Origin of the sequence: Arthrobacter sp. 18067 (assembly GCF_902706295.1) — a bacterium.
In the GTDB taxonomy this organism is placed as follows: Bacteria; Actinomycetota; Actinomycetes; order Actinomycetales; family Micrococcaceae; genus Arthrobacter.
The window spans coordinates 1-10,321 of the sequence record NZ_CACSJJ010000039.1; the positions used below are offsets into that span (position 1 = coordinate 1).

Below are 10,321 nucleotides of genomic sequence, written 5' to 3' on the forward strand. Positions count from 1 at the left end.
GAAGCCTCAAGAACCGAGACCCCCGCACACACCAAATCAACAAACTCGGCACGCGCACCCGAAGGAAACAACTTGACCATGAAACGCTCCATCAATCAGAGCGTTGCAACGACCCTATGACTTTGCCAGCCAAACATTGCCATCAAATGCCACCTCGGTGGAGGGCTCGGAGGCCTTAGCGCTTTACGGCGTCCAGCTTGAGCATCTTGGCGATCACGCCGTCCAGCTCGGAGTCGTCGAAGATCTTCTTCCAGTCGTCCTTGATGATGGTGTCCTTGCCGTACTGGATGGCGATTTCGCAGGCTTCGGAGAACGGGTTGGAACCGCGCAGGGCGTTGGTGAGGGCGATCTGGACGTGGCCGAACAGCATGGCCTTGGCTGCTTCCTCGGGAACACCGGCTGTGTGGACGGTCTCGTGGAGGGCTTCGTTGAGCAGCGTGCCGATCATGCAGGCCACGGTTTCCACCAGTGTGGGTTCCAGGATGGCGAGCTGCTTGACGGTGACCCAGTGAACGTCGATCACGGGTGCGTAGATGGTGCGGATGACGGCTTCTGCTACGTCGCGGGTTGCGATCGGCGCGTCGTCGTCGATCGCGGAGACCACGTTCTGCGGGGCGCCCTGGCCGCCGAAGGTGTCGGCCCATTCTTCCTTGGTGGTGCGCTCCAGGAACACGGACGGGTGGCAGGGGTGCGCAACGGCCTGGACAACGTCGTCGCGCTTGGCCAGCAGGCCTGCGTACGCGGCGGCGGGATCGAGGGTCAGGAGGATCGCACCGGACTTCATCTGCGGGACGACGCCCTCGGAAACGATGCCAAGGACGGTGTCCGGCACGGCGAGGATGACGACGTCGGCCGTGGGAACGGCGTCGTCGGTGGCGGTGATTTCGCGGCCTTCGGCGCGGACGCGGTCCTGGCCGGCGGGGGAGTTTTCACTGTAGAAGACGTTGTGGGTGGACTTCTGGAGGTTGCGGGAAACGCGCATCCCCATTTTGCCACCGGCTCCGACAACGGCGACGGTCAATTGTTCTGCTGACATTTCACTTGCTCCTTAGGAAATCGAGGCTTTGTTGGGTCCACTGGTTTTCGAGGCGGATGGTCTCCGCTTCGGAGCCCTGCCACGGCAGCCAGTGTTCGACGATTTGGTTGATGTTTCTTTCTTTGGGCTGGATCTTTTCGACCATGTAGTCGTAGTCGAGAAGGCCTTCGCCAAGGGGTGCGCCCGAGTACGTGAACCCGACCCATCCCTGCTTGCGGCTGAACGCAAAGTCTTTGATGTGCATGTTCAGGACATAAGGCCCGACGGCGTCAATCACCTGCCGTGGCATCTCCAGCGCAGCCACGGTGTTGGCGGGGTCGCTGCAGATTCCGAGGTACGGGCTGTTGACGTGGCGGACGACGTCCAGGATCCGTTCCGTGGGGACCTGTTCATAGGTCTCGACGGCGATCCTCACCCCGGCTGCCTGGAATTCCGGCAGGACGTCAGTGAAGATCCTGACGGCTTCCTCGGTGTCCGGGGTGTGGCCGGGGACGTTGAACATGGTCCGCAGCAGGTCCGAGCCCAGCACCTGGGCGATGTGCAGGAACTTCCGGAGGTGCTCCGGACGGATACCCTTGGTCCCCACTTCCAGGGTGATGCCCAGCCCGTCGGCCGTCGTACGGACGGCGGCGAGCTCGGCGTCGTTCATGTCTTCCAGTGGCGCGTAGTCGCAGATCTGGAAGAGGTCCACACCCAAATCCGACGCTTTCCGCAGTGCATCATGGATGCTCAGCGGTTCGCTTACTTGGTCCGAGAGCTGCCAAAAGAACGCGTAACTGCTGACTCCGATTTTGCTTTGGGAGGCGCCGTTCATGCTGCCACCGCCTTTGCGGCCAGGCGCGCGGCGGTCTCGTCCAGGATGGTCTTCAGCGCTGCGGGATCGTGCGCGAAGCGGCCGAGGAACAAGCCTGCGACGGCGGTGTCCAGTTCGGTGATGAGGCCCGGTCCGGCGCTGCCGCCGTAGATAACCCGGCTGTCCCCTTGGCCGGGCAAGGAACGAAGGTGCTCATCCAGTCCGCGGACCACGGCGCTGATGTAGTCGGGTGTTGCGGGTTCCGGGGCGCCAATGGCCCATTGCGGCTCGTAGGCCACGATGGTCCGGCTGGTGGGACCGAGCGTTCCGGCACGGTTGAGGGCGGCGTCGATTTCGGCCGTGCACTGGGCGATGGCTTCCTCGGGGGAGCCGGCGATCAGTTCGCCAACGCACAGGACCGGGGTCAGTCCGTTGCGGTAAGCCGCAGCGGTCTTCAGGCCGATCACTCGATCGTCCTCGCCGAAGATCCGGCGTCGCTCCGTGTGCCCTACCTCGACGTACCGTCCGCCCAGCTCGGCGACGGTCTTGCCGCCCACCTCGCCGGTGTACGCGCCTTCGTCTTCCCAGAAAATGTCCTGCGCTCCGGTACCAACGCCGGCCGCGCCCAGGATCCGGGCTGCTTCGGACAGGACCGGGAGAGTGGGCAGCACGAACAACTCGATGTCGCCGCTCACCACTGCCGGGTGCTTGAAGGCGATGGTGGCGATGTCGCGGCAGTAGTCCACGGAGCGCTGGTAGCCGAAGTACATCTTCAGGCTCACGCCGATCACCGCACGTGGTTGCCGGGAAGCCGCGCTGGCGGTCTTAGCAGGAAGTGACACCCTCGTAGTCCTTAATCAGTGTGACTTTCTCGGCCGAAGCGGAGGTTTCGTCGAAGGTGTAAGTGAGCCATTCCTTGGCCAAGCGGCGGGCGAGTTCCAGCCCGACCACGCGCTGGCCGAACGTGAGGACCTGGGCGTTGTTGCTCAGGACCGAGCGTTCCACGGAGAAGGAATCGTGGGCGGTGACGGCACGGATGCCGGGGACCTTGTTGGCGGCGATCGCAACGCCCAGACCGGTGCCGCAGACCAGGAGTGCCCGGTCGGCCTTGCCGGCGGCGATCAGTTCAGCAGCGGCGATGGCTACGGACGGGTACGGAGTGTGGCTCGTGGCGTCCACTCCAACGTCGGTGACGGACTCGACCAGGCCGTTCGCTTCAAGATCGGCCTTGAGGGCCTCCTTGTACTCGAATCCGGCGTCGTCCGATCCAATGACCAGGCGCAGTTTGGTGCTCATGCTGTTTCCTTTACTGAGATCTTCCCGGCGGCATTCCCGGCGAGGGTGTTGTGGATGGCCCGGACAATCAAAGCCATGGAGACGGCTCCGGCGTCGGGTGTTCCCAAGCTCTTTTCGGCGTGCGGGCGGGCACGGCCCATGAGGGGCACGAGGTTCGCGGTCGCCTCAGCGGATTGTTCGGCGATGGTGGCGGCGGAGCCCCACCCCTCGCGCAGGGTTGCTCCGCCGTCAACGGCCGCGGTGAGGGCGTCGCTGAACGGGGACAGAACGTCCACCAGGGTTTTGTCGCCTACCTTGGCCTTGCCGAACTCCATGATGGAACGCTTCGCTCCCGCCACTCCTGCGGCCACGGCTGCGGCTGTGGGGCGCTCGCTGTCACCCACGGATCGTCCGACGGCGCGCAGCGCCATCCCCCACAGCGCGCCTGAGGTGCCACCGGCTTTGTCCGCCCAGGCGTCGGCGGCCAGGTTCAGTGTGGTCCCTGCCCCGGCACCGCGTTCGACGGCGTCTGCCGCAGCAGCGACGGCGGCGTGGATTCCGCGTTCCATGCCGATGCCGTGGTCACCGTCGCCGGCGATCGCGTCGATGCGGCCGAGTTCTTCCACATTGGCATCCACCACGGCTTTGGCGGCGCCCAGGGCCGCGAGGATGGTGGGTGCTGCGGTTTTGGATTCTTCGCTGGCGTCCGGGATCACGGATTGCTGCTCGGCAGCCATGGTGAGCTGGTCGGCGTCGAGCGCTTGAGCGGTGATTGCGCCGCGGCGGAAAGCCGGGGCGTCTGCGGGTGCGAGCCAGAGTTCCTCGAGCTCGGAGTCCAGCCAGAACAGCGTCAGGGAGGTGCCGGCCATGTCGAAGCTGGTGACGAGCTCGCCCACTTGCGGGTCCACTGCCTCGATACCGGCCTCGGAAAGGAGCTGGGCGACGCGGCGGTAGACCACGAACAGCTCTTCGTATTTGACGCTACCCAGGCCATTGAGGATCGGGACCACGCGTGCGCGCTGGACGGAGAGGTCGTCCGGGATCTCGGCCAGGAGGTCCTTCACCAGCAGCTCGGCGAGTTCGTCCGCCGTCGGAATGTCTGTCTCGCCAATGCCGGGTTCACCATGGATGCCCATACCCACGGCCATGCGCCCCTCGGGAACGGAGAAGAGTGGGTGGTCCGCGCCCGGCAGCGTGCAGCCGGTGAACGCGACGCCGAAGGAACGGGTGCGGTCATTGGCGCGCTCGGCGATCTCCACCACAGCGTCCATGGAGTAGCCGGCCTCAGCGGCAGCGGCCACCACTTTGAAGACCGTCAGGTCCCCGGCGATCCCGCGGCGCTTGTCCTTCTCGGCCAGGGGAGCCGAGGAGATGTCGTCCGTGACCGCGATGCTCCTGCAATCGATGCCCTCGGCGCGGAGCTTGTCCTGGGCCTGGGTGAAGTGCAGGACGTCCCCGGCGTAGTTGCCGTAACCCAGGAGTACGCCGCCACCGTTATCCGCTGCCTTGGCTACGTTATAGACCTGTTGTGCCGAGGGTGAGGCGAACAGGTTTCCCATCGCCGCGCCGTGCGCCAGGCCCTGGCCCACCAGCCCGGCGAAGGCCGGGTAGTGGCCGGAGCCGCCGCCGATCACCAAGGCGACCGTATCCGGCGTCGAACGCGTGCTGCGGGCAACACCGCCGGAGACGCGCCGGACCCACCGGCCGTGTGATGCGACGAAGCCTTCGATCATTTCATCAGCGAAGGCTGAGGGCTCGTTGAAGAGGCGGGTCATGGGTATCTCCTGGACTGTACTGAAGGGTGTGAAGTGTGGTGGTTGTGCCCTCCCTGCTGGAAGGGCACAACCTGCTTGTGGTGGTTACGGCTCCGCGTGGTGCCCTGCGCCAGCGGGGTCCAGCGCCTCGGCAGGCGTGCCTGCCGCTGTTTTGCCCTGCCTGCTGAGGGTCACCATGAGGATCGAGGAGAGCAACATGAAGCCGCCGACGACGAACATGGGGACCGTGTAACCACCCGTCAGATCCTTGAGCCAGCCGGTGATGTAACCGGCGCTGAAGCCTGCCAGGTTGCCCACCGTGTTGATCAGTGCGATGCCTGCTGCTGCAGCTGCTCCTGTGAGGAATTGCGTGGGGACCGTCCAGAAGTTCGGCAAGGCCGCGAAGATGGACATGGCCGTGATGGTGATGACGGCGATGGTGGCTGCCGGGGATCCGGCGAACAGTGCCAGCGGGATGCTGAGGCCGCCAATAAGGGCCGGAAGGGCGATGTGCCAGGTCTTCACGCCGCGCTTGGTGGCGTCCTTGGACCAGAAGTACAGGGCGAACGCTGCCGGAAGGTAAGGGATGGCCGTGATGAGGCCCTTCTGGAAGACATCGAACTTGGCACCATAGAGGCCTTCGAAGCCGGCGATGATGGTCGGCAGGAAGAAGCCCAGCGCGTAGAGGCCGTAGATGAAGCCAAAGTAGATCATCGAGAGCATCCAGACACGGCCATTACCGAACACCGTGCGTACGCTGACGTGCTTGTTGCTGGCGGCTGTTTCCTTCTTTTCCTTCTCCAGGGCGCCGGTCAGCCAGGTCTTCTCCTCGGCAGTGAGCCACTTGGCCTTGGACGGGTTGTCCGCCAGGTAGAACCAGGCGATGATGCCGACGATGATCGCGGGGATGGCGACGCCGAAGAACATGAAGCGCCAGCCTTCCAGGCCGAAGAACACGCCGTGCTGCTGGATCAAAGCGCCGGCGAGGGGAGCGCCGATCACCGTGGTGAGGGGCTGTGCCAAGTAGAAGAGGGCCAGGATCTTGCTGCGGTGCCTGGAAGGGACCCAGAGGCTCAGGAAGAGGATGGCGCCGGGGAAGAATCCGGCTTCTGCCACACCCAGGATGAAGCGGAGGATGTAGAGCTGTTCAACGTTTCCTACCCACGTGAAGAGCAAGGACACGATGCCCCAGCTGACCATGATGCGGGCCAGCCAGCGGCGGGCACCGAACTTGTGGAGGGCCAGGTTGCTGGGGATTTCGAGCAGGATGTACCCGATAAAGAAGACGCCGGAGGCGAAGCCGAACTGCGCCGCGGAAAGGGCGAGGTCGTTGTTCATGCCGTTGGGGCCGGCGAAGGAGATGGCCGTGCGGTCCAGATAGTTGATGAAGAACATCAGGGCGACGAACGGCACCAGCCGGATTGCCACCTTCTTAATTGCGGATTTCTCGACCACCGATTGTGTGGTGTCCACATTGACTCCTAGATGTTGGTGTCCCTGCGGATCCTGCACTGGATGCGCCGGGCTGACTCGTGGCATTGCCGGTGGGGATCCGGCGATGGCGAAGCTTGTGATTTAAACCATAGGACTGGATTCTAAATTGGTCAACCGGTTGACTAGTTAAAGTTTTTTGGGCGCTGACTCGTCGCCGCAGGGATTGGTCATCCGGTTGCTACGCTGTGAAGGTGTCAGCGAACTCAGCCGCAGCAGCGGCCCACATGACGGCAGCGCTTGCCCCCATGGAGCAAGGCTCCGTTGTGTCCGAAGTAGCGGAGCGTCTCCTTGCCTACTTCACGAGTGGAGACATCGCCCCTGGCACCCGGCTTCCGGCAGAGCGGCAGTTGGCGGCTTCACTTGGTGTTGGGCGTTCGGCAGTCCGCGAGGCACTGGCCGCCCTGGAAATCCTCGGGATCGTGATCGTCCGTCCCGGCTCGGGAACGTACCTGCGCGACGGCGTCTCCGAACTTTTGCCGCGAACGCTCAGCTGGGGATTGATGCTGGGGGAGCCGCGGACCCGCGAGCTGGTTGAATTACGCAGCGGACTGGAAGTTCAGGCCGTTGAGTTGGCCGCCCTGAGGGTCACGGATGAAGCCCTGGAACGGATGCGGGCCGACCTTGACGTCATGGAAAAGAACCTCGACGACCTCGCAGCCTTCGTGGAAGCCGATGCGGCCTTCCACCGCGAGATCGCCGCGGCCTCCGGCAACATGGTCCTGGAAGAACTCCTCCAAAGCATCCGCTCGCTGCTGCGGATCTGGGTGGACCGGGCACTGACCGATGAAGGCCACGCCGAGGCTGCCCTGCGCGAACACACCGCCATCTACGAGGCACTTGTTACCCGGGACGCGTCCGCCGTTTCACAGAACATGCGCTCGCACATGGCTACGGCATCGCGGCGCCTGCTGGCGGGCTTCGACGCAGCCCAATAATCTCCCGCGAGATGTCAATTAATGCCAATGTCTGAGCGGAACATTGCCATTAAATGCCATCTCGCGAAGGGGTTTCCGGCTCAGGATCCCCGAGACGTGGTGGCGGGATTCGAACCCGCGTGCGCTGCTTTGCAGGCAGCTCCCTGGCCTCTCGGGTACACCACGTGCAAACGACACTAGGGGGCCGGGCGAGGGGAATTCAACGTTCATTGCCCCCGCTTTCGCAGGGCTACGAAGCGTTGCCGCAGGTTGCTGCCCGTGACCTCAATGACGCCCTAATGAGACTCCATACGAAGCAGGGTGGTGCGTTCGTTTGGAGAGTCGTTGGGTGAATGGAAGACAAGATAGTCGTTTCCGTTGGAGGCGTTGAGGATCATTCCGTGGCCGCCGTTGCGGGCCCAGAGCGGCTCGCCTTCCTGGGTCCACGGTCCAAGGATGTTGCCGGACGTGGAGCGGGCTATCCCCATGGCGTAGCCTTCGTCGCCAAAGCTCGACCACAACATCTCAAGGCCGCCAGTGGGCGTTCGGCTCACGAACGGCCCATCAGTGAAAAGCGGGTCCTTCGCGAGTCCGAGCTCCGCTGGTGGTTCCACGCCCTCCGGAAAACGCAGGGGCTTGCTCCACGACGCGGAGGATGCCCGGAAAAGCAGCTGCGGCTCGCCATCGGCTGACTTGAGGTCGTCGGAGATCCTCATTGCGTACATTTGCCCGTCCGCCAGGGGCGGTTCGCCGGCAGCCGTGCCCTCCGCCCCGCGACTGTAGACCAGCCACGGCGTCGAGTCGTCGTCCACAAAGAAGGTGCCGTCCATGCAGGGAACTCCCCGTGGAGTGACGGGGCCGTCACTCCATGGCCGGAACGGTCCTGCAGGTGCCTCTGCCACCAGGATTGCGACACCGCGGACGTGGTCGTGGTCCGAAAGGAATGTCGCAAACATGTAGAACCGCCCTTGGCAGGCGTGGACCTCCGGCGCCCAGAACTGCGAGCTTGACCAGAAGCCTTCAGGCGGCCGGAAAGCTGCAATCGGGCCTTTCCAATACTCAAGATCGTCACTGGTGTAGCAATCGAATCCAGTTGCCGGGCCGCCCCACACGTTCTGGTCAGTGGTACCGAACAGTACATATCTTCCGCTTGTGTGCTCAAGGATGAACGGGTCCCGGATCCTGATCTCCGACAATTTCTTCAACGGTCCCGTGGTCATTTCCGTATCCTTCGTTGGCAGCAGCATGTTCAGCCAAACAGTACGAGGGGCAGAGCCGGCTGCAGAGTCCTCATGCCATTGACTGAAAACACTCCTGCTTCGCTGCCATACACAGCTCGACGACGGTGGGCGGTCAGAGGCTATGGTTCGCCCGTCGAAGCGGCTGTGCACGTTTCTGCGCCGCCAGCTTCGCCACTCCCGCTGCAACCAACAGCGTGAGGATCGCCGCTGCCATGTGGGTGTACAGCAGGAGGTGCACGGAGCCCCCACTGGGAGCGGCCCCTGCTGGCACGTCCCCCAAGACCTGGCCGCTGTGCAAGTGGTCCAGCAGCCCGCTGCCCGCAAAGAAGCCACCGAATGCGACGAAGCCGAAGTGAAGCAGTTGCTGCGCCAGCCCGGAAAACAGCAGCAACAACAACGACCCATGCACCCAACGGGCAATGAGCTGGGCGGCGAGTGCACCCAGCGCAGCGAAAGCCAGGACGACAGGTACGGCCGGAGCGCTGCCGCCCGCGACCATGTGCGCTGCCAGTCCCAGAACCACAGCCACTGGCCCGGCCACCCAGGCCCACTTGTCCTGCACAGGAGTTTCGCGCATCGCCATCCTTTCCTCCCCACAGGCTAAGCGGAGGAAGCAGCCGGCAACAGGGGCCTAGGCGAGCAGCGTGTTAACCAGTCGGGCAGCTACCCTGGCGGTCCTGGAATCAATGTCGAACTCCGGATTCAGCTCGGCGACGTCCAAGTGCAGCAGCTTCCCGCTCGCAGCGACCTGGCGGCAGACCGCGCTGATCACCGGCAAGGGCACGCCATAAGCGGCGGGCGCGCTCACTCCGGGCGCCACGGATGCCGGCATGACATCCAGGTCGATCGTCAGGTACAGCGCGTCAACGCCAGTCAGGAAGTCGGCAACAAATACCTCCGCGGCCTCCGGGGAGCACAGCTCATCAAGCAGGTACTTCACGCCCAGCCGGTCTGCGGTGTCGAAGAGCGTTCGCGTATTGTTCGGCTCCGAAATGCCCACGACGGCGTACTGGAGTTCGCGCCCCGCGGCCGCTTCCGCGTGGGCCATCTGAAGGAACGGCGTGCCCGAGCTCGGCGTGGGTTCGTCGCGCAGGTCAAAGTGGGCGTCCAGGTTCAGCACGCCCAGTCGCTTCCCACGAACGGCCTCAGAACCGGCTACGCCCAGGTAGCTGGCAAACGCGGTTTCGTGGCCGCCGCCCAGCACAACAGTGAGGTTTCCGGCGTCGAGCAGTCCCGAAATGGCGCGTCCGGCGCGCTCTTGGCCCGCTTCCAGTGAGTCGTCCTCCACAACCACGTCTCCGGCGTCGAATACGTCACGGTCAAGGTGGAAAGCCAGCGGACCCAGCGCCGAGCGGATGGCGGCCGGAGCCGCCGCGGCACCCACGCGCCCCTTGTTGCGGAGGACTCCGGCGTCGCTGCAGAAACCAAGTACGACGGCGGGCCGCGAGGCAGCCGCGGCCGCTGACGAAGTGTGGGGTGCTACCGCCTGCCACCACCGGCGGTGCGCGGCGCCGTCGCCGTCAAAGCGGCCGGTCCACGGGGTGGGGCTGACATCTACGGTGAGGGGGCTGGTTTCCATGCTTCAAGCACACCCGAACGGGCACGCGAAAACCAGCCACCCCGCAACGCGCGTGTCTGAAACCCCGGACTTCCCCCGCGAGTTGGCATTTGATGACAATGTCTGCGCGGCAAAGTCATAGGGTCGTTGCAACGCTCTGATTGATGGAGCGTTTCATGGTCAAGTTGTTTCCTTCGGGTGCGCGTGCCGAGTTTGTTGATTTGGTGTGTGCGGGGGTCTCGGTTCTTGAGGCTTC

General features: G+C 64.1%; 10 protein-coding genes and 1 tRNA gene. 1 reads left to right on the top strand and 10 read right to left on the bottom strand.

All coding sequences use genetic code 11. From position 1 onward, the window contains the following. Positions 1–175 precede the first annotated feature (175 nt). The 6 genes from GVL04_RS23530 to GVL04_RS23555 form a co-directional block, all read right to left on the bottom strand. Complete coding sequence (locus GVL04_RS23530) at positions 176–1,036, bottom strand: phosphogluconate dehydrogenase C-terminal domain-containing protein (RefSeq protein ID WP_159709048.1); 861 nt, start codon at positions 1,034–1,036, stop codon at positions 176–178. 1 nt (position 1,037) lies between these two features. After that, a complete protein-coding gene (locus GVL04_RS23535) occupies positions 1,038–1,850 on the bottom strand; it encodes a sugar phosphate isomerase/epimerase (RefSeq protein ID WP_159709050.1) in 813 nt (270 codons plus the stop codon). Beyond that, on the bottom strand, positions 1,847–2,671 hold the full coding sequence (locus GVL04_RS23540) for a triose-phosphate isomerase family protein (RefSeq protein ID WP_235036424.1): 825 nt from the start codon (positions 2,669–2,671) through the stop codon (positions 1,847–1,849). Before GVL04_RS23540 ends, GVL04_RS23535 begins: the two co-directional genes overlap by 4 nt. Continuing rightward, entirely contained in the window at positions 2,655–3,125 is a 471-nt protein-coding gene (locus tag GVL04_RS23545) for a ribose-5-phosphate isomerase (RefSeq protein WP_024819245.1), read from the bottom strand. The genes GVL04_RS23540 and GVL04_RS23545 overlap by 17 nt, the downstream gene beginning before the upstream one ends. Continuing rightward, a complete protein-coding gene (locus tag GVL04_RS23550) occupies positions 3,122–4,879 on the bottom strand; it encodes a dihydroxyacetone kinase family protein (RefSeq protein ID WP_159709052.1) in 1,758 nt (585 codons plus the stop codon). Before GVL04_RS23550 ends, GVL04_RS23545 begins: the two co-directional genes overlap by 4 nt. A gap of 84 nt (positions 4,880–4,963) precedes the next feature. Continuing rightward, a complete protein-coding gene (locus GVL04_RS23555) occupies positions 4,964–6,331 on the bottom strand; it encodes an MFS transporter (RefSeq protein WP_159709054.1) in 1,368 nt (455 codons plus the stop codon). Positions 6,332–6,543: 212 nt separating this feature from the next. Between GVL04_RS23555 and GVL04_RS23560 the strand changes: the two genes are divergently transcribed. Continuing rightward, a complete protein-coding gene (locus GVL04_RS23560) occupies positions 6,544–7,287 on the top strand; it encodes a FadR/GntR family transcriptional regulator (RefSeq protein WP_159709056.1) in 744 nt (247 codons plus the stop codon). Between the two features lie 94 nt (positions 7,288–7,381). Here the strand turns inward: GVL04_RS23560 and GVL04_RS23565 are convergent. From GVL04_RS23565 to hutG, 4 genes are all read right to left on the bottom strand, one after another. After that, positions 7,382–7,452, bottom strand: a tRNA-Cys gene (locus GVL04_RS23565). Between the two features lie 110 nt (positions 7,453–7,562). Then, the gene (locus GVL04_RS23570; protein ID WP_235036425.1) at positions 7,563–8,486 is read right to left on the bottom strand and encodes a glycoside hydrolase family 43 protein; all 924 of its coding nucleotides are present in this window, start codon (positions 8,484–8,486) and stop codon (positions 7,563–7,565) included. A gap of 133 nt (positions 8,487–8,619) precedes the next feature. Continuing rightward, positions 8,620–9,084, bottom strand: a complete 465-nt coding sequence (locus GVL04_RS23575; RefSeq protein ID WP_159709058.1) for a hypothetical protein — start codon at positions 9,082–9,084, stop codon at positions 8,620–8,622. Between the two features lie 54 nt (positions 9,085–9,138). Next, entirely contained in the window at positions 9,139–10,086 is a 948-nt protein-coding gene (hutG, locus tag GVL04_RS23580; protein ID WP_159709060.1) for a formimidoylglutamase, read from the bottom strand. Between the last annotated feature and the right edge of the window lie 235 nt (positions 10,087–10,321).

Excerpts from the sequence above, each read along its gene's own strand:
- GVL04_RS23575 (WP_159709058.1), bottom strand. The coding sequence starts at position 9,084 with ATGCGCGAAACTCCTGTGCAGGACAAGTGGGCCTGGGTGGCCGGGCCA.
- GVL04_RS23570 (WP_235036425.1), bottom strand. The coding sequence starts at position 8,486 with ATGACCACGGGACCGTTGAAGAAATTGTCGGAGATCAGGATCCGGGAC.
- GVL04_RS23530 (WP_159709048.1), bottom strand. The coding sequence starts at position 1,036 with ATGTCAGCAGAACAATTGACCGTCGCCGTTGTCGGAGCCGGTGGCAAA.
- GVL04_RS23550 (WP_159709052.1), bottom strand. The coding sequence starts at position 4,879 with ATGACCCGCCTCTTCAACGAGCCCTCAGCCTTCGCTGATGAAATGATC.
- GVL04_RS23545 (WP_024819245.1), bottom strand. The coding sequence starts at position 3,125 with ATGAGCACCAAACTGCGCCTGGTCATTGGATCGGACGACGCCGGATTC.
- hutG (WP_159709060.1), bottom strand. The coding sequence starts at position 10,086 with ATGGAAACCAGCCCCCTCACCGTAGATGTCAGCCCCACCCCGTGGACC.
- GVL04_RS23535 (WP_159709050.1), bottom strand. The coding sequence starts at position 1,850 with ATGAACGGCGCCTCCCAAAGCAAAATCGGAGTCAGCAGTTACGCGTTC.